The following is a 23182-nucleotide window of genomic DNA, read 5'->3' as shown; positions in this document are numbered from 1 at the left end:
AACGGCGCATCCGGCCGCGCGTCACGCGGCCGATCCCATCGATTTTCAATTCGACCAAGACGCTACCGATGGATATCAGTTTCTTCGATCCGAATCGCACCGCCAACGCGTCCGCGTGGCGCGTGCTCCCAACCGCTGGGATGCGGTCGCGTTTCCGCTGATCATCGGATACTCGCAATGGCGATCGTCGGCGTTCATCGCAATGGCGCCGATCGCCGTGCTGCAGACGCAGAAGATCTCGCTCGCCCGTCGACCTGCCCGAATACTGCGTGGGCACCACCTGCGGATGCTCGCCGGCGATGGTCGCGTCGCTGGTATCACGCTTGTAAACGGCACGCCGCGCGAAAGCCGCCGTGCCGGCATGGTGCTGATCCCGATCCTCGCATCCTGCAGTCGGTGCCGGTGCTCGGCTATATCTCGTTTACGGTCACGTTCTTCCTCGCACTGTTCCCGGGCCGCGTGCTCGGCGCCGAGCTCGCGGCGATCTTCGCGATCTTCACGAGCCAGGCGTGGAACATGACGTTCAGCTTCTACCAGTCGCTGCGCACGGTGCCGCGCGACCTGAGCGAAGTGTCGCGCGGCTTCCACCTGACGCCGTGGCTGACGTTGTCGAGCGCGCGCACGGCCGGGAAGGTCTTGCTGATGCCGCGCATCTCGAGCAGCGGCCGGGGGGACTCAGAACGCGACATAAGCGACCTCTTGCGTATCCAGGCCTGCACCGCGCAGGATGCCGGAGCGTGGAGAGAAGTTGAAGAACATCGGCAGCGTCGCGGCGCCGATCGCGCCGGCGTCGGCGCCGAACGAGCCGCGCACGAGTTCCGGCGCGCTGCGGGCTTCCGGCGTGATGTCGGCGAGCGCCACGCCCAGGCGTTGCATGAGCGTGTCGAGCAGGCCGGCGTCAACGTCCGAATCAAGGACGACGACCGGCAAATCGAGTACGGATAGCGCCCCGCGCAGCGCGAACGCGAGCGCATCGACGCAATCGTCGATCCATTCGTCGACGGCCGGCACGTTGCGTGCGATGCAGTCGTTGAGATCCGCGCGGTTCTCGACCCGCTCGCCGCAATGGCGCAGATGACGAATCAGCGCGCTCAACGACGCACGCGTCAGGAGGATGTCCCACGCGCCGTGCGGCGCGGGCGCCGACGGCAGGCGGCTCGGGTGTACGGGCATCACGGCGAAATCGCCGGCGTTGCCGGTGCGGCCGTGCAGGCAGTCGCCGTCGATCGCGATGCCGCCGCCGATCACCGGTCCGAGGAACAGATAGACGAAATTGTCGCGTTGCCGGCCGCAGCCATAGAACAGTTCGGCGATCGCGGCCGCGTTGCCGTCGTTTTCGCTGAACACCGGCAGCGGAATGACATTGGCGAGTTCCCGGGCCAGGTCGATCTCGGCCCACGCGCGGAAGGCTTCGGCCGGCAGGCCGAGTTCGCGCAGCCAACTTCCCAGGTTGAACGGATGGGCCACGCCGACGCCCGCCAGCCGATCGCGATCCTGCGCGGGCAGCAGCCGTTGCATCTCTTCGATGTCGCTGCGAACCAGTTCGAGCACGGTCGCGGGCGGAGGGAGCAGGGTGTCGTGGGAGCGGCAGCCGATGATCTCGCCCGCGAAGTTGACCAGCGCCGTTTCGATGCGCATGCGGTCGATGCGGACGCCGATGCCGAATGCCCCATTCGGATCGAGACGAATCAGCGACGCCGGCTGGCCGCGCTGGCCTTCGGTGCGGCCGGCGAATTCGATCAGCTTCGCGTCGGCGAGCGACGCGATGATGCCGCCGACAGCCGCACTCGTCATGTTCGCGTGGCGGGCGAGGTCGGCCTTCGACGCGCTGCCGGTACGGCGCAGCGTCTTCAGCAGCAGGCGCTCGTTGTAACGGCGCACGTTGACCGAGTTGCTGCCCTGGCCGATGTGCGGGCTTCGCATGGCGTCTCCCTCCATGTGGCGCCGCTTTCGGCGCATTAAATAAATCAAGTTGATTTATTTAAGCATGCGCTCGGCGTCCAGTCAGTTAGGTAAACCCCGGAAAGACATGCTTGCGGAAGATGGCGGGTGCCAGGTCTTGATCGGTCAGGTGTTTACCGGCACAAATTCTGATTTATGGGGCCGGATCTGAATGCCTTGCGGGCATTGGCTCGCGATGCAGGCGCGATGCAAAGCCCCAGTGCTGGCCAGTGCGATCTCCGGTCCGTCGGCGTCGACTGATTTCGTCGACGCCGATCGGTTCCGGCGCCCGTGATCGGGCCGGCACCCAGGTGAAGGGCGGCGCGGCGTGGGCGACAGGCGTGCCGAAGTCGCGATTCATCCCGTGCCCGCAACGATCGCCGACCCACACGCTGTTCCTTACACGGCCGGATCCCACTGCGGCGCGAACGCCGGACTCACGAGTCGCTGATTCTTCGGCAGGCCGGCGATCAGTGCACGATCAGCGTCGTCCAGGTTCACGTCGAGCGATGCCAGATTGGCGAGCTGATTGCGTTGCCCGGCCGCCTTCGGCACGGCGGCCACGTTCGGCTGGTCGAGCAGCCATTTCAGCGCCACCTGGCTCGGCAGCACGCGATGCTTGTCGGCGATCCGCTGCAGTTCCGGGATCTCCGACACGCGGTTGCGCGCGAGCGGGCTGTACGCGATCAGCGCCATGTCATGTTGGCGCGCGAATTGCAGCAGCCGCGCCTGACCGAGCAGCACGTGATACTCGACCTGTATCGCGGCCAGTGGCGCCTGCATCTGTTCGACGACGGCGCGCAACAGCGCAAGCGGAAAGTTCGCGACGCCGATCGCTCGGGCGCGTCCCTGCTCCTTGAACGAAACGAGCGTGTCGATCGTCTCGGCAAGATTCCAGTCGGGCGCCGGCCAGTGGATCAGGAACAGGTCCACGTAGTCGCAGCGCAGCGCGCGCAAGGTGTCGTCGAGCGATTTCCGCATGCGTTCGGGGTTCAACTGGTCCCACCATACCTTGCTGGTCACGTGAATCTGCTCGCGCTGGACGTTCGAAGCGGCGATGGCGTTGCCGACCGCCGCTTCGTTCTCGTACGCGGCTGCGGTATCGATATGGCGATAACCCGACTCCAGTGCGAGCGCGACCGCGCGCGTGCATTCGTCGCCGAGCATGGGCCATGTGCCGAGCCCCAGTTTCGGCATGTTCAATCGATGGCGGTTGACGATGCGTTGCATGAACGACTCCTTCTCGATGGGGTGAGCCGGCGCGGCCTGCGCGTGCCGTGCCGGCGCGTTCGTCAGCGTTGCGCGCTGTCGCAGGTCGAGCGGTGCACCGCGGCCGCGGGTGATGTGCCCGTCGATGCCGCTTCGCGTCGCGCGACGAACTTCGCGATGCGCCAGCCGAATACGATGGCCGGGCCGAGCGTCGTGCCGGGGCCGGGGTACGTGCCGCGGAAGATCGACGCGAGATCGTTGCCGCACGCGAACAGGCCGGGGATCACGCGCCCGTCGACATCGATCACCTCGCCGTTCGCCGTGCCGCTCAACCCCGCGCTGCACGCGAGATCGGCCGGCCATACGGTCAGCGCATAGTAGGGGCCGGCGCCGATGGGGCGGATGCACGGATTCGGCTGTTGCGCCGGATCGCCGTTGAAGCGGCTCATCGGGCTGCTGCCGCGCTGGAATGCCGGATCCTCGCCATTGGCGGCGTCGCGATTGTAGGTCGCGACGGTGCGCGTGAGACTGTTCGCGTCCACCTGCAACTTAGCCGCCAGCTCGGCCAGCGTTGCACCTTTCACCAGATAGCCGGCGCGTTCGAATTCGGCGATGCGGGCCGCACTGCGCGCCGGCATCAGCAGGCCGAGGCCATAGGTGCGAATGAACGCCGCATCGACGATCAGATGGGCGGGCACGCTCGGACCGTTGCCGCTGTCGCGCAGCATGCCCATCACGAAGTCGTGGTACGAGTTCGATTCGTTGACGAAGCGCTCGCCGCGGCTGTTGACCGCGATGAGGCCGGGCTTCGCGCGATCGAGAATGATGTGCGGCCAGACGCTGTCGCCGTCGCCGCCCGGGGGGGCGCCCGGTGCGCGGCGGATCGAACACGGCATCCACAGCCCCGGGCTGTCGCCGCCGTTTTCGACCCGCGCATTGACGCGCTGTGCGCGGTCGACGCCGTCGCCGGTATGCGTATTCGGCGACAGCGACAGCGGCTGGGCCGCGGCAGGGAAGAACTGCCGGCGCAGCGACGGATGGCGCGCGATGCCGCCGGTCGCGAGCACCACGCCGCGCCGCGCGCCGATTCGCTTGCGACCGCCATCCGGTGTCGTGACGATGGCGCCGGTGACGCGGCCGTTCTCGCGTACCAGTTCGAGCAGCGGCGTGTCGAAGCGAATCTCGACCTGGCGTTTGAGCAGGCTGTAATAGAGCCGGGCGGCGAGCGCGTTGCCCATCACCAGCTGCGTGCCGCGCGGAAAACGCAGGCGATCCATCGCATAGCGCCCGACGACCGCGATCGTGCGCTTGAAGTTCGCGACGGACGCGAACGGCGCGAGCAGCGCATTGAGGTCGGCACGCGCGACCATCATGCCGCCGAGGCCCATGAATTCCTTGCGCGGCGGGCGCACGCGCGCGAACGCGCGGCCGAGCACGCGCGCATCGAACGGCGCGGGCACGAGCGCCCGGCCGCCGTAGGCCGCGCCCGGGCCGTTGACGTAATCGGGATGTGCGGTGGCGGCGACGAACTTCACGTCGCTGATGCGCGCGAGTTCGTCGATCGCGTCGGGGCCGCTTTGCAGAAATGCTTCGCGCGCGTCGTCGCCGCCGCGCGCGCCGACCACCGACTGCAGGAAGCGGCGCGCATCGTCGACGCTGTCGGGCACGCCCGCGGCGACGCTCAAGCGTGTGCCCGGCACCCAGGTCGTGCCGCCCGACGTGGACGTGATGCCGCCCACCGCGGCGGTTTTTTCGCATATCAGGACGGCGAGCCCCTCGTGATGCGCGACGAGCGCGGCGGTCATGCCCGCCGCACCTGCGCCGAACACCAGCAGGTCCACCTCTTCGTCCCAACCCTGTTGCACTGCAGCCATGTCCATGTCTCCTTCGTTTCGTTCCGCCGCACGTCCGGATTCGGCGCGTGGCGGAAGAGGCTTCGACCGTTTTGGAATGTTATTCCAATAAACAACAAAGTGGAATAGTGTTCCGAAATATGATCGAGAGACGAAGCGCGACTTCGTTCAGAACCGGTGCACGCTGCCCACACCGGCTGCGAACTGGCTGCGCGTCGACGCCGGTGCGGCGGCGAGCCGGGCGGCGCTGCGCGCCAGGCGCCCGGGCGAGGTACGCCCGGGATGCATGGGTTGTCGTCGGATGGTCGTGATGAGGCAGGCAGGAACGGCGGCGCGGCACGCCGCGTCACCGTCGTTCGGCGGAAACGATTCGGCAGGCCGCGCCGCGCATGACGATCGCGACCTGTCCACATGCACTTAGGCGGCGGTATCGGTATCGACCAGGAATGCGACCATTCGATCGCAGACCCGCGCGAACATCTGCGTGCCCGTGACGGTTCGGCAACCGCGAGCACGCGCTGCCTCGATGAACGGCGTGAGCGGCGGCTTCGTGACGACGTCGCCGACGAACGCGGTGGCCGGCACGCGCGAGACGTCGACGGGCAGCGGATCGTCCGGCCGCATGCCCATCGGCGACGCATTGACGATCACGTCGAACGATTCGGCTGCGACCTCCGCGCCGGCGACGCGCACCGTGCCGCGTTGCAGCGTGGCCAGCCGCTCGACCAGCGACGCGGTGCGGGCGGCATCGTTGTCGCGCACGTCGAGCGACGCGACACCCGCCATCACCAGCGCATGGCCGATCGCCGAGCCTGCGCCGCCCGCGCCGACCAGCAGCGCGCGCTTGCCGCGCAGGTCGCAGCCTTCGTCGCCGAGCGCGGCGACGAAACCGGTGCCGTCGAACATGCCGCCGTGCCAGCCGCCTTCGGCGGTGCGTCGTAGCGTATTCGCCGCGCCGAGGAATGCCGCTTCATCGGACAGGCGCGAGCAGAACCCGGCGGCGCTGAATTTGTGCGGCACGGTGATGATCACGCCGTCGACGTTGCGCATCGGTGTGATGCCCGCGAAGAACGCCGCAAGATCGTCCGGTGCGACATGAGCGGGAACGACCAGCGCGTCGAGTCCGGCCTCGCGCAGCGCGGCCGTCACGCCTTTCGGCGAACGGACCTGCGCGATCGGATCGCCGACGATGAAATGGATGCGGGTCGCACCGCTCAGGCCTTCGTCGAGCGAAACCGGGGCAGTCGGGGTCAAGGGGGCTGTCATGCTGTTTTCATCTCCTGGGTGGAACCGGCCTCGTCGTGTACGATGCCGAGCAATTGCGCCTGGGTGGCGGTGTCCTGTTCGAGCGCGACTGCGCTGCTTTCGTGCGCGACGCGACCGTTGACGAGCACGTACGCGCGATCCGCGATCGGCAGCACCATGTCGGCCTGGTGCTCGACGATCACGACGCTCGCGCGCTCGCGCAGCTTGACTACCGCGTCGAGCACTTCCTGTACGACGGCGGGCGCGAGCCCCTCGAACGGTTCGTCGAGCAGGATCGCCTTCGCCGGCGCCATCAGCGCGCGCGCGATCGCCACCATCTGTCGTTCGCCGCCGGACAGATGTTCGGCGCGCGCATCCTTGCGCGTCGCGAGTCGCGGGAACAGCGCGAACATCTCGTCGACGCTCGCGCCGCCCTTGCGTGCGGCGAGCCGCAAGTTCTCGGCGACCGTGAGGTTCGGGAACAGGCGGCGGCCCTCGGGGACCATCGCGAGGCCGAGTCGATTGATCTCGTGCGCGGGGCGCCCGGTGATGTCGTGGCCGTCGAACACGATGCGCCCGGCCGTCACGTCGGCGACGCCGGTCGCGGCGCGCAACGTCGTCGTCTTGCCGACGCCGTTGCGTCCGAGGATCGCGATCACTTCGCCTTCGTGGAGCGTGAGGTCGATGCCGTCGAGGATCGTGTTGCCGGTATAACCGGCCTTCACGCCTTCGAGGCGCAGCAGCGGGCGGCGTGCCGGTGCGGCATCTTCGTGCTGTGCGCCGCGTCGGGCGGCCAGCCTCGCATCGACCGGCCGCTCGCCCTTCGCGTGGCCCAGGTAGGCTTCGATCACCTCGGGATGGCGCGCGACTTCGGCCGGCGAGCCGTCGGCGATCAGCCGGCCGCGATGGAGCACGCTGACGCGATCGGAAATCGTCAGCACGCGATCGATGTCGTGCTCGATCAGCAGCACCGCGTGATGGTTCGCCAGCTCGCGGATGATCGCCGCCACGCGCACGCGGTCGGCTTCGGCAAGCCCCGCGAGCGGCTCGTCGAGCAGCAGCAGGCGTGCGCGAGTCGCGAGCGACAGCGCGATTTCGAGCAGGCGCTGCTCGCCGTGCGACAGGCTTTCGCAACCATGCGCCGCGCGCTCGGCCAGCCCGACCGCCGCGAGCAGCGACCAGGTCATCTCGTTCTGTTCGCCGAGCGTGTGCGCGTCGCGCCACAGGCCGAGGCGATCGTGCTGCGCGGCCTGCACCGCGACGCGCACGTTCTCGAACACGGTGAGATTGCGAAATACGCTGAGGATCTGGAACGAGCGGCTCATGCCGAGCCGCACGCGGCGGAACATGGCGAGCTTCGTCACGTCCTTGCCGTCGAACGTGATCGTGCCGGCCGTCGGCGACAGCACGCCCGTCAGCATGTTGAAGAACGTGGTCTTGCCCGCACCGTTCGGGCCGATGAAGCTGTGCAGCCGGCACGGATGGACGTCGAGGTCGATCCGTTCGGCGGTCACGAGCGAGCCGAAACGCTTCGTCAATCCGCGCACGCTCAGCACGGGCGTGGCGGGATCGGTCTCGACGCCGCCCGCGCGATACGGCGCGATCGTGGCGGGGCGCGCGGGAATCGTGTCGCGCACGAGGGTCCAGCGCGGACGTCGCAACAGCCGCTGCGCGATGCCGTGGATGCCCTCGGGCGAAAAGAACGCGAACGCGATGACGATCGGCGCGAAGATCAGCCACCAGTGCTCGGTCAGGCTGCTGAGCTTGTCTTCGAGCAGGATGAACGCAATCACGCCCCACAGCGGCCCGAGAAACTGGTGGACACCGCCGAGCACGGTCATCAGCAGGCTGTCGCCCGCGTGCTCCCAGCTCAGGTTGTTCGCGTACGCGCCCTGCAGCATCAGGCACAGCAGGCCGCCCGCATAGCCGATCACGGCAGCCGAGATCACGAACGCGCGCAGCTTGAGCCGATACGTGTCGTAGCCGAGGCTCGCCGCGCGCTGCTCGTTGTCGCGCAGTGCCTGCAGCGCCCGTCCGAACGGCGCGTGCACGAGGCGCCATAGCAGACAGGCGATGGCGATCACCGTCACGCATGCGAATACGTGGAAGCCGACGGTCGTCGGGAAGGTCGGGCGCGGCACGTTCTGCAGGCCGTTTTCGCCGCCGGTCACATCGGTCCACTTGAACGCGATCTCGAACGCGATCTGCGAACAGGCGAGGGTGAGCAGCGAGAAGTAGAGCCCGCGCCGGCGCAACACAACCGCGCCGATCAGCGCGGCGAGCACGGTCGTCACGATCACGGTGGCCGCCAGCGCGAGCAGCTCGTTGCCCAGCACGCGCAGCAGCGACACGGCGACCAGGTACGTGGCCGTGCCGAAGAACACCGATGCGCCGAACGGGACGAGCCCCGTATACGCGACCAGCAGGTTCACGCCCATCCCGTAGAGCGTGTAGATCGCGATCTGGGTTGCGCGCTCGAGCGGCGTGCCGGTCGCGGTGAGGGCAAGCGACACGAGGACGAGCGCGGTGGTCAGCACTGCAACCGGATGGCGGGTCAGATAGTCGAATTTCATTCGAAGCGCTCCCAGCGTTCACCAAACAGCCCGCGAGGGCGCACGAGAAGGACGAGTGCCATCAGCGCGTACATCGCGACCGACGAGGCCGCCGGAAAGAACTGGACGGCCAGCGCGGTTGCGATGCCGACCAGCAGGCCCGCGACCACCGCACCGGCGAACGAGCCGAGCCCGCCGATCGTGACGATCACGAACGCGGGCATCACGGCGGTCGTCGCCATCCCCGGCGTGACCGTGACGAGCGGCGCCGCGAGCACGCCCGCGGCACCCGCCAGCAGCGCGCCGAGCGCGAACGCGCCGGTCAGCACGCGCGGCAGGTTGATGCCGAGCAGGCCGACCATTTCAGGATCGCGGCTGCCGGCGCGCAGGATCCGCCCGTATGGCGTGTAGTTCATGAACCACCACAGCACGACGAGGATCGCGATCGTCGCGGCGAGCACGAACAGTCGATACTTCGTGATCAGCAGCGGCCCGTATACGAGAAACCCGTTGAGCATCCCGGGCGGACTGAACGGCAGCCCGCCCGCGCCCCACACGAGGCGAACCAGTGCGGTGAGCAGCAGCGACAGCGCGAACGTGACGATCAGGCCGAGGAGCGGCTCCTTGCCGTACAGGCGCCGGATGAACACCACTTCGATCAGCATGCCCACCGCCGCGACGAGCACCGGTGCGAGCACGACGGCGGCCCATCCGAACTGCGTCGACAGTGCGATCGCGAAATACGCGCCGAGCGCGAAGAGCGCGCCATGCGCGAAATTCACGATGCCCAGCAGCCCGCAGATGATCGACAGTCCGATCGCGAGCAATACATAGAGGAATCCCAGCACCAGTCCGTTGGCGACCTGGGACAACAACATTTCAGCCATGCCCTTACTCCAGAGTGCGGCTCGCCGCCGCCGCGCCGCGGCCCGTCGTGACGGGCGAGCGGCGGGCCGCGACGCGCGCGGGATACGCTTGGCGGCGGCGCGCGGGCTCAGCGCGCGGCCATCTTGCAGCCGATCTCTTCGCGTGTGCCGAACAGACGGTCGAGGTCGCCGGGGTTCTGCGGCACGACGGAGATCGGGTCGAGCCAGTCCCATTTGTCGCCGATCCGGTCCTTCACCTTGAACACGCTCCAGCGCCGCAACAACTGGTGGTCCCACGGGCGGAAGTAGGCGGCGCCGCTGCCGTCGGCGAGCTGAATGGTCTCCAGGCTCTGCACGATGTCCGCGCCGGACGTGCTCTTCGCGTGGTTGATCGCCTGCAGCAGTGCGCGCGCCGTGAACCAGCCGATCCAGGCCTTGTCGGCCGGCGGCTTGCCGTACTTCGCCGTGTACTTCCTGATGAACGCAACTTCTTCCGGCGCATGGCCCGGCGAGCTGAAATGCCACGGCTTGCCGTAGTAGCCGGTGGCGGCGTCGGCGTTGATCGACCAGAGATCCGAGTCGCCGATGATCGGGCACGCCACCGGGATGCGGCCTTTCATGCCCATTTCCGCGTATTGCTTCAGGAACGTCGACAGGTCGCCGCCCGGCAGCCCGAGCAGCACGACATCGGGTTTCGACTGGCGGATCTTCAGGATGAACGAGCTGAAGTCGGTGGTGTTGAGCGGCGTGACGTCGGCGCCGGTGATGACGCCGCCGGCCTGTTTCAACAAGTCGGACATCGCGCGCTGAATGTCCTGCCCGTACGCATAGTTCGCGACGAGGAAGTGCCATTTCTTGCCGATCGCGAGCATCGACGGTGCGAGTGCGCGGCATGCGACGGGCGTCGGGCTCAGCACGCGGAACGTGTACGGGTTGCAACTGCTGCCGGTCAGCTCGCGCGCGGCGGCGTTCGGCGCGATGTAAGGCGTCCTGGTGCGCCATGCGACCGACGACATCGCGAGCGACGTGCCGCTGTTCGTGCCGCCGATCACCGCGATCGCGTGGTCCTGCTCGACGAGCTTCTGCATGTTCTGCTGCGCCGACTGCGGGTTCGGTTCGTCGTACCAGACGAGATCGACGCGCCGGCCGCGCGCCTGGTTGCCCGCCTCGTCGAGCGCGAGCTTGACGCCGTTCGCGATCACTTCGCCCTGTTCGGTCCACACACCCTGCTTGGCCATCAGCAGGCCCAGCTTCAGCGGTTGCTCGCCCTGCGCGCGCACGATCGCCGGCGCGGCGAGCGCCGCGGCCCCGCCCGCGAGCGCCTTGCCCGCGGTGACGAGCCACGCGCGGCGCGACGCCGCCGGGTGGTCGGGCACGTCTGCCGGGGCGCCGGAAAGGGTGTCGTTCTGCTCGTGCTGATCAGTCATGTGTCTGGCCTCCTGTTTCCTGGTCAAGGTTCGATTCCGTGCGGTCCGTGGGCGGGCCGCGCGACACGTGTCGAATTTTCGTGAATTATGGTTAGAAGTGGAATAGCATTCAACAATCAAAGATGGTTTCAATAAATCGGGGTATTCACCCGGTCGATCCGGAAGACGAACGGCTCGACGCGACACGTACGCCCCGCACAACGGAGATGAAGCGATGGCAAGAAGACGGCTGGCAGTGATCGGTGCAGGCGCAATCGGGCGGATGCACGTGGAGCGCGCGCGCACGCATGCGCAGGTGGAAGTCGCGGCGATCGCCGATCCGTCGCCGGCGGCCGAGCAGTTCGCGCGTGCCGAGGGGCTGCGCTGGTTCGCCGACTACGCGACGATGCTCGACGCGATGCGCCCGGACGGCGCGATCGTCGCGACGCCGAATGCGACGCATGTCGAGGTCGGCCTTGCCTGCATCGCGCGCGGCGTGCCGGCGCTGATCGAGAAGCCGGTGTCGGACAGCGTCGCGGCGGCGGCGGGCCTCGGTCGCGCCGCACGCGAAGCCGGCGTGCCGCTGCTGGTCGGCCACCATCGCCGCCACAATCCGATCTTGCGGCGCGCGCGAGAGATCGTGCAGTCGGGGCGGCTCGGCAAGCCCGTCGCGGCCAATGCGCTCGCGACGTTCTACAAGCCCGATGCGTATTTCGACGTCGAATGGCGTCGTCGCGCGGGCGGCGGCCCGGTGTTGATCAACCTGATTCACGACATCGACATCATGCGGTTCCTGCTCGGCGAGATCGTCGAGGTGCAGGCCCAGGCGTCCAATCGCGTGCGCGGCTTCGACGTGGAAGACACGGCCGCCGTGCTGCTGCGCTTCGACAGCGGCGCGCTCGGCACGCTGGCCGTGTCCGACTGCGCGACCTCGCCGTGGAACTGGGATCTCGCGGCGGGCGAGGCCGCGCACTATCCGCGCCAGCAGGTGAACACGCATTTCCTGATCGGCACCGATGCGTCGCTCACGCTGCCGCAGCTCGATCTGTGGGAATACCGCAGCGGGAAGGGCTGGCACGATCCGTTGACGGTCGAGCGCTGCACGCCGCATGGCGCCGATCCGTATCACGAGCAGTTGCGCCACTTCGCGGCGGTGATCGCGGGCGCCGAGGCGCCGCTGTGTCCGGCCGACGACGCCGCGCGCACGCTCGCGGCGACGCTCGCCGTGCATCGCGCGGCTGCGACGCGCACGGGCGTTGCACCCGCGGACGTCGTCGCGTAGCCGCGGGGAGCGGGCGCCGGCCTAGCGCTGGCGCCGGTAGAACGCCACCGTCTGCCGCAGTCCGTCGTCGAGCGCGGTCCGCGGCAGGCCGGGCAGCAGGCGGTCGAGCGCGGGGTCGTCGGGGAACGCCGTCGCGATCGGCAGCGGCGGGCCGCCGGCATCGATGTGCGCACCCGGCACGAGGGCCGCGATCCGTTCGATCAGTGTGTTCACCGGGGTGATCTCGCCCGCCAGCGTGAAGGCGTGTGCGCCTTCGATGTCGGCCAGCAGCGCGGCCTCGTAAGCGGCGGCGACGTCGTCGGCGAACACGAGGCCCGTCGCGCCGGTAAACGGAATCGTGTAGCGCTCGCCGCGCGCGGCCGCCCGACAGGCCAGGCTCGGCCCCGCGCTCGATCCGGTCTCGCGTCCGGCCCCATAGACCACGAGCGGACGGAAGCCCACGCTCGCGATCCCGTGGTCGTGCCAGTACGCGCGCGCCGATCCTTCGCACGCCAGCTTGAACGCGCCGTAGTGGGTTTGCGGCAACGGCACGGCGCCGTCGTCGGGGCCGAATACGCCGGCGCTGCTCGCATAGAGCACGCGTCGCAGCCCGGCCGAGCGTGCGGCCTCGAATACGTTCAGCGTGCCGATCAGGTTGACCCGCGCGCCGCGCACGGGATCGGCCGCGCAGTCGGGCGTGAGGATGCCTGCGAGATGGATCGCCGCGTCGCAGCCGTCGAAGGCGTGCGCCGTGGCGGCCGCGTCGGCGATGTCGCCGGTGCGCCAGCGTACGGCCGCAGCCCGTTCGGGCGCGAGCGCCTCGACGAGGCGCGGGTTCGTGCGCACGTCGAAGCTCACGCATTCCATGCCGCGCGCCAGCAGCCTCCTGATGATCCATGCGCCGAGAAAACCGCTGCCGCCCGTTACCAGTACTCGCATTGCATTGCCTCCCTGTCGTCACAAAGTCTTTGCGAAATCCGATTGAGTGGAATAGTATTCCACTTCGCAATGATATTCCATAGGCGTCGCGATCGTGTCGCATCCGGCGTTGGAGACACTGAACGGGCAGGACTGAACATGAAGCGTGAACCGATACTCGATTGCGACGTGCTGGTACTGGGCTCCGGCGCGGGCGGCCTCGCGGCGGCCGTCACGGCGGCGGCGCGGGGCCTGGGCGTGATCGTCGCCGAGAAGGAGGCCGTGTTCGGCGGCACCACCGCGTGGTCGGGCGGATGGATGTGGATTCCGCGCAATCCGCTCGCTACGCGTGCCGGCATTCGCGAGGACATCGATGCGCCGCGCACGTACCTGAAGAACGAGCTGGGCGCGCAGTTCGATGCGGCGAAGGCCGATGCGCTGCTCGAACGCGGCCCGGAGATGATCGAATTCTTCGAGCGGAACACGGCGCTGCGCTTCGTCGACGGCAACCGCATTCCCGATTTCCACACCACGCCGGGCGCCGGCACGGGCGGGCGCTCGGTCTGCGCGATGCCGTACGACGGCCGTGAACTGGGCCCGCTGCTCGACAAGCTGCGCACACCGCTGTCGGTGACGACGCTCAAGGGGATGGCACTCGCGTCCGGCCAGGATCTCGCGCATTTCTATCGCGCGACGCGCTCGCTGAGCTCCGCGCTGCATGTCGGCCGCCGGCTGGCCGCGTTCGCGTGGCACAAGCTGCGTTACGGGCGCTCGATGCATCTCGTCAACGGCAATGCGCTCGTCGCGCGCCTGTTGAAGTCGGCCGCCGATCGCGGGGTCGACCTGCGCACCCATGCGAAGGCGATCGGCCTGCTGCGCGACGACGTGCGCGTGACCGGCGCCCGCGTGGCGATCGACGGCATCGTGCACGAGGTGCGCGCGGCGCGCGGCGTCGTGCTGGCTTGCGGAGGCTTCCCTCACGATCGGGCGCGGCGTGCGCAGACGTTCGCGTATACGCCGTCGGGCCGCGAACACTGGTCGGCGGCGCCGCTCTGCAATACCGGCGACGGGATCCGGCTCGGCGAATCGATCGGCGCGCATTTCGACCGGTCGCTCGATGCGCCGGCCGCGTGGGCGCCCGTCTCGCTGGTGCCGCAACCGGGCGGCGACGCCGTCGCGTTTCCGCATCTGATCGAACGCGCGAAGCCGGGCGTGATCGCGGTGACACGCGCGGGCAAGCGCTTCGTGAACGAGGCATCGTCGTATCACGACTTCATTGCCGCGCTGCTCGACACGACGCCGGCCGGCGAGGAAGTGTGCGCGTGGCTCGTCTGCGACCATCGCTTTCAGCGGCGCTACGGGCTCGGTTTCTCGAAGCCGTTTCCGTTCCCGACCGGCCCGTACCGGCGCTCGGGCTATCTGAAGCGCGGCGCGACGCTCGACGCGCTAGCGCGCGAATGCGGAATCGACGCCGCTTCGCTGGTGGACACGGTATCGGCCTACAACCAGTACGCGAAGCAGGGTTGCGATCCGGCGTTTCACAAGGGCTCGACGCCGTACAACCGCGTGCAGGGCGATGCCGACCGGCAGCCGAACCCGTGTCTCGCGCCGATCGACGCGGGGCCGTTCTATGCGGTGAAGCTGCTGCCGGGCAGCCTCGGCACGTTCGCGGGCCTGGCCACCGACCGCGACGCGCGCGTGCTCGACCACGCCGGCCGTGCGATCGCCGGCCTCTACGCGGTCGGCAACGATTCCGCCAGCATGATGGGCGGCTGCTATCCCAGCGGCGGCATCACACTCGGCCCGGCGATGACGTTCGGTTATCTCGCCGGCCTTTCTCTCGCCGACGCCGCGCCCGAATCCGCGCGTGCCGGCATCGATTCATCCACGAGGACAACGCAATGAGACTGTATGACGTAGTGACGCTCACGGTGAAGATCGGCGCGAACGCGCAGGTCTTCGAAGGGATTCAGGCCAGCGGCGATCCGCACGGCGGCAGGCTGCTCGGCGCGTGGTACTCGGACATCGGCACGCTCGGTCAGGTGCTGGTGCTGCGCGGTTATGAATCGGAGGCCGCGCTCGTCGCCGAGCGCAAACGGATGCTGCTCGAAGGCAACCCGTTCGGCTGCGGCGAATCGATCATCGACGTGAAGACGGCCAGCTATGCGCTGTTCCCGTTCCTGCCGCCGATCGAACCGGCCGTGCACGGCGGCATCTACGAGATGCGCGTGTACGGCACGAAGCTCGGCAGCCTGCAGCACACGATCGACGTGTGGGAGCAGGCGGTGCCGGAGCGCACCCGCCGCTCGCCGCTGGTCGGCGCGATGTATGCGCTCGACGGCGACACGCCGCGGTTCCTGAACATCTGGCCGTATGCGAGCGTGGACGAGCGTTCGCGCATTCGCGCCGAAGCGGTCAAGGACGGCATCTGGCCGCCGAAGGGCGGCCCGGCCCACCTCACGACCATGGAATCGACGATCTGCGTGCCCGCGCCGTTTTCGCCGTTGCGCTGAACGTGCCGCGTAGTGCGCCATGACGCTCAAGGAGACGATATGACCCAGCCTCAATTCCGCGCGCTGTCGCTGTCGGCGCTGACCGTGCTCGAACTGAGCCCGCCGCAGATGGTGCGATGCGCCGTCGACGCCGGCTACGACTACGTCGGCCTGCGACTGCTGCCGGCCACCGACACCGAGGTTCGCCACGAGATCGTCGGCGATACGCCGCTCAGGCGCGAAACGCTGGCGGTCCTGCGCGATACGGGCATGCGCGTGCTCGACGTCGAGATCGCGCGCCTGAAGCCCGATACCGACGTGACGCACTACCTGCCGATGCTCGAAACGGCGGCGGAGCTCGGCGCGCGCTACGTCCTCGTGGCCGGCAACGATCCCGACGAGGCGCGCACCGTCGACCGGCTCGGCCGGCTGTGCGACCTGGCCGCGCCGCTCGGCCTGTCGCCGTCGCTGGAGCCGATGCCGTGGACCGACGTGAAGGACATCGGCGCCGGCGCGCGCATCGTCGACGCGTGCGGCCGGCGCAACACCGGATTGATCGTCGATCCGATCCACTTCGATCGTGCCGGCTCGTCGCTCGACGCGTTGCGCGCGTTGCCGCACGCGTACTTCGGCTACGTCCAGTTCTGCGATGCGCCGGCCGACCGACCGACCGACGTCGACACGCTGCTGTTCCAGGCACGCTGCGCGCGGATGGTGCCGGGCGATGGCGGTCTCGACCTTGCGGGCATCCTGCGCGCGCTGCCCGCTCACCTGCCGGTGAGCGTCGAGGTGCCGAACGAGGCGTGGGCGAAGACGACGCCTGCCGTCGAGCGCGCGCGCCGCCTGCGTGAAGCCACCGTTGCCGTGATCGATGCGGCGGCCGTGCCGGCCTGATCGCGTGGCGGCCGCCTTCTCGACGCAACGGGCCCGATCGGCGCCAGGCATCGCGCCGGCGCGCGGATCGGGCATTCGATACGACAACAAGAACAGCATCTCCGGAGACATCAGCATGACTTCCTCGCAGACGGCCCGACGGCCGAAACATTTCATTCAGGAAAGCGAATCGAATGACGCGCGCTCACTCGACGTTCAGCAATTTCTCGATACGCGGCCGGTGGGCCGGTTCCAGTGGCTCGTGCTGGTGTTGTGCATGCTGATCGTGATGCTCGACGGGCTCGACACGGTAATGATCGGCTTCATCGCGCCGTCGATTTCCGGCGCGTGGTCGATTCCGCGTGACGCGCTGGGCCCGGTGATGAGCGGTGGCCTGCTCGGCCTCGCGTTCGGCGCGCTCACGGCCGGCCCGATGTCCGACCGCTTCGGCCGCAAGACGGTGATGGTCAGCGCGGTGATGTTCTTCGGCCTGTGGAGCATTGCATCGGCGTTTGCGACCGGCGTGGTGTCGCTGACGGTGCTGCGCTTCCTGACCGGCATCGGCCTGGGCGCGTCGATGCCGAACGCGGCCACGCTGATGGCCGAATATGCGCCGCCGCGGCGGCGCGCGCTGATGGTGACGGCCGTGTTCTGCGGCTTCACGTTCGGCGCGGCGGGCGGCGGCTTCGTGAGCGCGTGGATGATCGAAGCGTGGGGCTGGCATTCGGTCCTGCTGCTCGGCGGCGTGCTGCCGATCGCGTACGTGCCCATCCTCGTCAAATGGCTGCCGGAATCGGCGCGGTATCTCGCGCTGTCGGAGCGGCGCCGCGCACGGCTCATCGGCGTGCTGAATCGCATACAGCCGGCGGTCGCCGACGCACGGACGCGGTTCGTGTCCGCCGAACCGGTGCGCGACGTGCGCAGCCCCGTTCGCGCGATTCTGTCGCGCGAACATGCATTCGGCACGGTGATGCTGTGGATCTGCTACTTCGCGGGATTGCTGACCGTCTATCTGCTCGGCAACTGGCTGCCGACGCTGATTCGCGGTCTGGGGTTTTCGCTGGCCGAGGCGGCGATCGTCGGCGCGCTGTTCCAGGCGGGCGGAACGGTCGGCTCGTTGCTGATCGGCTGGCAGATGGACCGATTCAATCCGCACGCCGCGCTCGGCGCGACCGTGCTCGCCGGCGGCGCGCTGGCCTGGTACATGGGTGTGTCGGCTCATCCGTTCGGCGTGATCTGCGTGCTCGCGTTCGGCATCGGGTACTGCATGAACGGTTCGAATACGGGCTTCTGCGCGCTGGCGGCCGGCTCCTATCCGACCGAGATGCGGGCCACCGGGACGAGCTGGATGCTCGGAGTCGGCCGTTTCGGCGGCATCGCGGGCGCGATGCTGGGCGCGGCCATGCTCCATGCGAACTGGAGCTTCGGCCAGGTCTTCGCGGCGCTTGCGGTGCCGGCGGCCGTGGGCGGTGCGGCGGTGCTGCTCAAGGGCGCGCGCCATCGCGGAAGGTTCGTGGCCGTGAGCGGGGCTGCCGGCCACTGACGGCGAGCGCGGCGCCACGGCGGGGGGGCGGTGTCGCGCAAATTCTCTTGAATTCCAGTATGGAATTGTGTTCTTATTTGACATTCACCATACGGACGAGAAGGCGCCATGGCAGGAAATCTCGAGCGTGCGCTCGCAGTGCTGGAATTGCTGGCAAAGAACGGCGGCCGCATGCCGCTGGCCACCATTGCCGATACGCTGAACATTCCCCGCAGCGGCACGCATCGCCTGCTGTCGATGCTGATCGACGAGGGGTTCGTCCGTCAGGACGAGGAGCACGGCGAATACATGCTGGCGCTGAAGCTGGTGTCGCTCGCGCTGATCTATTTGTCGACGAGCGGGGTATTCGACATTTCCCAGCCGGTGCTCGATCGCCTGGCCGAGTCGTCGGGCGAACTGGCGCGGCTGGGCGTGGTCGAGGACGATCACATCACGTTCGTCGGCAAGGCGCAGGGTGCGAAGTCCGGCCTGCGTTACGACCCGGACATGGGCAGCCAGCCGCCGCTGCATTGCACCGCGAGCGGCCAGGCGTGGCTCGCGACGCTGCCCGACGAGCGCGCGATCGAACTGGTGTCGAGGCAGGGCGGGCTCAGCGCGAAGGTGCAGAATGTACCGCGCGCACCGAAGACGATCCAGCAGTTCCTGAAGGATTTGAACGGCGCACGCGCGCGTGGCTACGGGATGGCGATCGAGACGTACGAGGTCGGCATGACGTCGATCGCGGCAGCCGTGCGCAATCCGGTCACGAACGAAGTGGTCGGTATCGTGAGCCTCGCCGGGCCGACGAGCCGCCTGCCGGAGTCGCGCCTGAAGGAACTCGCGCCGCTGTTGCTCGCGGCTGCGTCGGACATGAGCGCGGCCACGCTGGGTTCGCCGTGGTTCAAGCGGACGGGCACGGCGGCTGCCCCGGCGGAAGTGGCGCCGGTTGCGGCAGCAAAGGCGACGACGCGCGGGCGTGCTTCAAAGCGCTAGTGTGTCGCGCCCGGATGTTGGCGCGACGCGTTTCGTTTGGGCGGGAAGGCTTGTGTATTCGACGGGGCTGTATGGGGGTTGAATTCACGGCGGTTGATCTGTATGCCGTTGCCTTGTTCGATGACGTTGTCGTTTTTATTGGGTCATCGCGGATTTCCGGGGAGCGCGGTGCGAAATGTCGGCGATCGGCCAAGTCCGGACGCTAACGAGCGTTTCCACGTAGTGATTCGAAGGGCCGCTTTTCACCCTACAAGAGACAAAAGGGCACGGGGAACGCTGGGAATCACTGCGGCGTTGCCAGAGGTCTATGGCATCGGCATTTCATACCGCATATGCATGAAAGGACCTGTCAGAACATCAAAAAGTGTAAGATCCGGTGATCATCTTTTCAGCGACCTGCCATAAGGTGCGAACGTGAATTCAACCGGCATCGCCTCTGCCCCCGCAATAGAGTTTGACGAACTTCTCGAAAATCTAGAAATTCCCTGGTACGACGCCACCAAGGAGCAACTGAGCCCTTCCGATGTATTGTATGGTTTGCTAGATCACGGCTTGTTTAATGAGAAAATTCCGCCATGCTTTTCCAGCGCGGGTTTAACTCAAATCGTTTTGGGCGCGATGGGCAGCCTTCTTGACGAACTTGATGAATCGACGCTAAAAAAAGAAATTGGCAAATGTGCTCACGACTACGTGAGATACGAGGCGTTGCGGGACAGCAATATTCCGAGGCATCTGGGTATCCCGCATCCACAAGCATATGCAGCTCAGGCACTGGCGATCTCTAAGCACTGGGAAACCATCGCCATTCATTGCAATAAGCCGGATCCGGCTTTCAGCCGAATTTATGTGCGGCATGTCGGAGACGGTAAGATCTTCGAGATGAACTATAAGGGTGACGAGCGCTTCCAATTCGAAGAAGATGAGCTTCGATGGATGTCCGGCGCACAATTTGTTGTTGCCGCCGACATCGCCACTTGCTTCCCGAGCATATACACACACTCTGTTCCTTGGGCGCTCCATGGTAAGGAGGCCGCAAAGGGAAGCGACAGCTTGATCAACTTTGCAGGAAACCTACTTGATAGATGCACCCAGAACACGCGCGACCGTCAGACCAACGGATTGCTGATAGGCCCTCATGCGTCGAACATCATCTCGGAGATCATCTTGACGCAGATTGATGCCGACTTACAGAAAAAGGGGTATCGCAAGGTTAAGCGACATGTGGATGATTACAGCTTCTACGCTGCAAATTTCGAAGAGGCAGAGCGGTTTATCAAGGATTTAGGGTTGGGGTTGCGTGCTTTCGAGATGTCGCTAAACGAGAAAAAAACCAAAATTTTGTCTCTTCCCCGTCCAAGCGACGAGGATTGGATATTGGTGCTTAATCGATTCAAATTTCCTAACGACGAACTCAAGTTTTCTGAAATCCGTTCATATTTGGATCTCGCATTAACTTGCGGCCAAACTATAGGTAAGTCGACCCCACTGAACTACGCAATCAAGGTGCTGGCGAAGACGCGCACGAAGAAGAGTCCTGGAGATCCAGATGGAATCGCCCCGCGAAATCTCAGTTTGAGGGCGAAGCGAATGTATACGCAGGAAGCAATGAATCTTGCGTTAGCTTACCCGTACCTTGTTCCACTTTTGGACGAGCACGTTTTTGCACCGTACTGGCATGATGGCGCGCTGGAAAAAATAGCTGAATTCTCCAGGGAGTTGATCAGAATAGGACTGCGCAAGCTATATCCGGACACCATAGCCCATGCTTTGTTCCTTGTTCTCAAGCACAACTTGGTTCTCGACTTGGACGACAAGGAGCTCATCGACGTCATAGCTCTAGATGATTGCGTTGTGAATGTATTGCTACTCGAGTACGCATTGCTTCGAGACCGCAAAAAGATAGCAAAAGCAGTAAAAAATAGGACAAACGCGCTGCTGAAAGCGGATGCGCGTGAAAAAGACAAACATTGGCTATTGATTTATCAAGTTTGGTCTGAGGCCGAACTCTCAGGAAACGGGCAAGGTTTTCTCGCTAACCTGAAGAAGAAGGGTTTCCAGTTTTTCTCTCCACCGAAGCCTTCTGTTGAAAATGGCGCAGTCTAAACACTTTCAACGGCGCCAATTTTCGGAAGCGAAATAATCGCGCTGAACGAAATTAAAGTTGTGCCGCTCCAGTAAAGCGCTTGGCCGTTGTCCCATTTAAACCGGCCGCTGAGTTCGCGACGGCCGGACTGGCCGTTCAGGGTCGACAGCGGAAGTCGGGGGGGGCCGGTGCCAGAGCGCGACTGTCGACCAACTTCGAGCTTCCGGGTTCGGCCACCATCTGACATTCGTGACGGTGGAGTGGACGGCGGCTTTCCGACGCGCAGCGGACATTTAGCGTAGATTCGAAAAAAGGGGGCATGCATCTGCGCCGCCTTCTTTCAAACGCGGGCGCTTAAATCCACTGATCGTTTAGTACAGTGCGTTCGCTTGTTGCGCTGTCGCCGGTATTCACGACACCGCGCGGTTCGATCAGCAACAGTTTCACTTCGGCAGGCGCGCAAGGCTTGTGTTCGACGCCTTTCGGCACGACGGCCATCTGACCCGCACGCAACACGATAGAGCCGTCTCCCGATGGTTCGCCACGAAAGTCGATTCGCAATTCACCGTCTAGCACGATAAAGGTCTCATCTGTATCAGCGTGCTTGTGCCAAACGAATTCACCTTCGAGCTTGACGACCTTGAACTGATAATCGTTCATTTCCGCAACCACGCGCGGTTGCCAGTGCCCGTCAATCAACGCGATCTTGCCAGTCAGGTCGATTGCTTCGCATTGACCGCGTGAGGCGGGGGCTGTGAGGGAATATGTTGAAGTGGACATCGTTCTCTCCGTTCGGTATGGATGTGCCGTCGAGAATACTCAGCCATCAGAGCGCCGTATTGAACGATCGTGGGTGACAGTTCAATCGAGGGGCACGTTGTCCACTATCTGGAGCCAGACTCCCGGCGTTAGGCCGAAGGCCTTCAGGAAATGACGCGTCATGTGACTCTGATCTGCAAAGCCTGCGTCTGCCGCAGCACTCGCTAGCGAGATGCCCGAGAGCAGTGAGCGCCGCACCGCATCAAGCCGACGCATGGTGAGGTAGCGATACGGACTCGTGCCGTAGAACGTGCGGAAATCATGCGAGAGGCTCCAACGGTCGCGGCCCGTTGCGATTTCCACTTCTTCGAGCGTGACTACTCGCGTGAAGTTCGCGTGCAAAAAATCGCGAGCACGGCGTGCCGCGAAATAATCGCCCTTGCCTCGTTCGCGCTGCATGCCAGAGACGGCGGCGAGCGCATGCGCAAGCTCGGCTAGCGCGTCGCTCTGCTCAAGCGGCTCGAACGTATGGTCTACACGTTGAAGCAGGGTTTCCGTTGCCGCTGCGATGCGTGGGTCAGTTGTCACACCGTCTTCGAGGAACGGAAGCGCCTGGCCACCCAACACGTCTTGAAAAAGTGCTGGCTCCACGTAAATCATGCGGTAACGGAAGCCCTCGCACGTACCCGCCTGACCATCATGTGCTTCGTCAGGGTGTAGCACGATGGTGTTGCCCGGCAGGCTGTCGCGGCGACTGCGTCGATAACTGAAACTCTGCACCCCTGCGAGCGTGCGTCCGACCGCGTACGTATCGTGGCGATGCATGGCATACGCTTTGCCATGAAACCAGGCCTCAATGCGCTCTATGCCTTCTGTCGGTTGGGTACGCATCACCCAGTCTGGGCGCGCGGAGGCAGCTTTTCGGGGCATGGCGAGTCAAAAAAGGGGGGGAATTGAATTCGCGTCGGCGCAACGTGGGCAGGTCGATTCTATAGATTACCACGTGAGAGGCCCTCGCAAGAGCGACCCCAGTGTCAAAGTCGTCGTGTCCTGCTTTGCGTAGACGACGCGAACGACCGCTTCCTCAGGCTCAAACGACGTTCGTATCACGGCTGCCGGAGTCTGCAACGGGTCGGTAACGGCCCATCGCTGAAACGTCTGGCGTAGGTCTCGGCGTAGGTTTGTGATCTGCGTCTTGTCAGATAAGGT

The 23182-nt window shown here is 65.9% G+C and carries 18 protein-coding genes and 1 pseudogene; 8 read left to right on the top strand and 11 right to left on the bottom strand.

Features of this window, described 5'->3' with window-relative positions; all coding sequences use genetic code 11:
• Positions 1-68 precede the first annotated feature (68 nt).
• A pseudogene (locus tag PL79_RS07505) lies at positions 69-600 on the top strand (sulfonate ABC transporter permease); the annotation flags it as partial.
• Here PL79_RS07505 and PL79_RS36065 read toward each other — a convergent pair.
• The 8 genes from PL79_RS36065 to PL79_RS07470 all read right to left on the bottom strand — a co-directional run bounded on the left by PL79_RS36065 (position 531) and on the right by PL79_RS07470 (position 11093).
• Positions 531-689, bottom strand: a complete 159-nt coding sequence (locus PL79_RS36065; RefSeq protein ID WP_193759820.1) for a hypothetical protein — start codon at positions 687-689, stop codon at positions 531-533. The pseudogene PL79_RS07505 and the gene PL79_RS36065 sit on opposite strands and share 70 nt — an antisense overlap.
• The gene (locus PL79_RS07500; protein ID WP_044848730.1) at positions 676-1923 is read right to left on the bottom strand and encodes an ROK family protein; all 1248 of its coding nucleotides are present in this window, start codon (positions 1921-1923) and stop codon (positions 676-678) included. The genes PL79_RS36065 and PL79_RS07500 overlap by 14 nt, the downstream gene beginning before the upstream one ends.
• Positions 1924-2340: 417 nt before the next feature.
• Positions 2341-3171 carry an aldo/keto reductase gene (locus PL79_RS07495; protein ID WP_044848729.1) on the bottom strand — a complete coding sequence of 277 codons (831 nt, stop codon included), beginning with the start codon at positions 3169-3171 and terminating at the stop codon, positions 2341-2343.
• A 62-nt stretch (positions 3172-3233) separates the two neighbouring features.
• Positions 3234-5024 (bottom strand): FAD-binding protein, encoded by a 1791-nt coding sequence (locus PL79_RS07490; RefSeq protein WP_044848748.1) that lies wholly within the window; start codon positions 5022-5024, stop codon positions 3234-3236.
• Positions 5025-5420: 396 nt separating this feature from the next.
• A complete protein-coding gene (locus PL79_RS07485; protein WP_044848728.1) occupies positions 5421-6269 on the bottom strand; it encodes a shikimate dehydrogenase family protein in 849 nt (282 codons plus the stop codon).
• Positions 6266-8821: a branched-chain amino acid ABC transporter ATP-binding protein/permease gene (locus PL79_RS07480; protein ID WP_044848727.1), complete on the bottom strand. Its 2556-nt coding sequence runs from the start codon at positions 8819-8821 to the stop codon at positions 6266-6268. The genes PL79_RS07485 and PL79_RS07480 overlap by 4 nt, the downstream gene beginning before the upstream one ends.
• Entirely contained in the window at positions 8818-9687 is an 870-nt protein-coding gene (locus tag PL79_RS07475; RefSeq protein WP_044848726.1) for a branched-chain amino acid ABC transporter permease, read from the bottom strand. The genes PL79_RS07480 and PL79_RS07475 overlap by 4 nt, the downstream gene beginning before the upstream one ends.
• Positions 9688-9794: 107 nt before the next feature.
• The gene (locus PL79_RS07470) at positions 9795-11093 is read right to left on the bottom strand and encodes an ABC transporter substrate-binding protein (protein WP_044848725.1); all 1299 of its coding nucleotides are present in this window, start codon (positions 11091-11093) and stop codon (positions 9795-9797) included.
• Between the two features lie 214 nt (positions 11094-11307).
• Between PL79_RS07470 and PL79_RS07460 the strand changes: the two genes are divergently transcribed.
• Entirely contained in the window at positions 11308-12354 is a 1047-nt protein-coding gene (locus tag PL79_RS07460; protein ID WP_044848724.1) for a Gfo/Idh/MocA family oxidoreductase, read from the top strand.
• A gap of 21 nt (positions 12355-12375) precedes the next feature.
• On the opposite strand, the gene PL79_RS07455 is transcribed toward PL79_RS07460, so the two are convergent.
• Positions 12376-13272 (bottom strand): NAD-dependent epimerase/dehydratase family protein, encoded by an 897-nt coding sequence (locus tag PL79_RS07455; RefSeq protein WP_044848723.1) that lies wholly within the window; start codon positions 13270-13272, stop codon positions 12376-12378.
• Positions 13273-13410: 138 nt separating this feature from the next.
• On the opposite strand from PL79_RS07455, the gene PL79_RS07450 reads away from it, so the two are divergent.
• The 6 genes from PL79_RS07450 to drt4 all read left to right on the top strand — a co-directional run bounded on the left by PL79_RS07450 (position 13411) and on the right by drt4 (position 21234).
• Complete coding sequence (locus tag PL79_RS07450; protein WP_044848722.1) at positions 13411-15156, top strand: FAD-dependent oxidoreductase; 1746 nt, start codon at positions 13411-13413, stop codon at positions 15154-15156.
• On the top strand, positions 15153-15764 hold the full coding sequence (locus tag PL79_RS07445) for an NIPSNAP family protein (protein WP_044848721.1): 612 nt from the start codon (positions 15153-15155) through the stop codon (positions 15762-15764). The genes PL79_RS07450 and PL79_RS07445 overlap by 4 nt, the downstream gene beginning before the upstream one ends.
• Positions 15765-15803: 39 nt before the next feature.
• Entirely contained in the window at positions 15804-16637 is an 834-nt protein-coding gene (locus tag PL79_RS07440) for a sugar phosphate isomerase/epimerase family protein (protein ID WP_044848720.1), read from the top strand.
• Positions 16638-16752: 115 nt separating this feature from the next.
• Positions 16753-18159, top strand: coding sequence for an MFS transporter (locus tag PL79_RS07435; RefSeq protein ID WP_082088752.1), 1407 nt, complete (start codon positions 16753-16755; stop codon positions 18157-18159).
• Positions 18160-18267: 108 nt separating this feature from the next.
• Positions 18268-19131: an IclR family transcriptional regulator gene (locus tag PL79_RS07430; RefSeq protein WP_044848719.1), complete on the top strand. Its 864-nt coding sequence runs from the start codon at positions 18268-18270 to the stop codon at positions 19129-19131.
• A gap of 414 nt (positions 19132-19545) precedes the next feature.
• Positions 19546-21234, top strand: a complete 1689-nt coding sequence (drt4, locus tag PL79_RS07425; RefSeq protein WP_135801000.1) for an antiviral reverse transcriptase Drt4 — start codon at positions 19546-19548, stop codon at positions 21232-21234.
• 334 nt (positions 21235-21568) lie between these two features.
• Here the strand turns inward: drt4 and PL79_RS07420 are convergent, their stop codons facing one another.
• On the bottom strand, positions 21569-21994 hold the full coding sequence (locus PL79_RS07420) for a cupin domain-containing protein (RefSeq protein WP_044848718.1): 426 nt from the start codon (positions 21992-21994) through the stop codon (positions 21569-21571).
• 81 nt (positions 21995-22075) lie between these two features.
• Entirely contained in the window at positions 22076-22903 is an 828-nt protein-coding gene (locus tag PL79_RS07415; protein ID WP_044848717.1) for an AraC family transcriptional regulator, read from the bottom strand.
• Positions 22904-23182: the final 279 nt, after the last annotated feature.

Source organism: Burkholderia sp. USMB20 (assembly GCF_000949135.2).
Taxonomy (GTDB): domain Bacteria; phylum Pseudomonadota; class Gammaproteobacteria; order Burkholderiales; family Burkholderiaceae; genus Burkholderia.
This window is presented reverse-complemented; position numbering and strand designations above follow the sequence as displayed.